The organism is Deinococcus arboris (assembly GCF_009755355.1).
Taxonomy (GTDB): Bacteria; Deinococcota; Deinococci; order Deinococcales; family Deinococcaceae; genus Deinococcus; species Deinococcus betulae.
Genome location: NZ_WQLB01000097.1, coordinates 1 through 206 on the forward strand (window position 1 = coordinate 1; position 206 = coordinate 206).

The 206-nt window shown below is 67.0% G+C and carries 1 protein-coding gene; it reads left to right on the forward strand.

The window, feature by feature from the left end:
• Positions 1-206, forward strand: a 206-nt coding sequence (locus GO986_RS22740) for a VRR-NUC domain-containing protein (RefSeq protein ID WP_500778872.1), incomplete at both ends; no start/stop codon positions are given.

Consider the following 206-nt stretch of genomic DNA (forward strand, 5'->3'; position numbering starts at 1 on the left):
GTGGTGCGCAACCTCACCGCCTTCGGGTGGGCCGTGCAACAGACCCTGCTGGGCAGCGCAGGCAATGGCTCGGTGTATTACACGCCCGGCTGGCCCGACTTACAGGTGTACCGCGCCCCCCGCCGGCTGTTCTTCCTGGAACTGAAGCAGCCGGGGAAGAAGCCGAGTGAGGCCCAACTGGCTGCCCATGCCCGATTGCGTCTCGC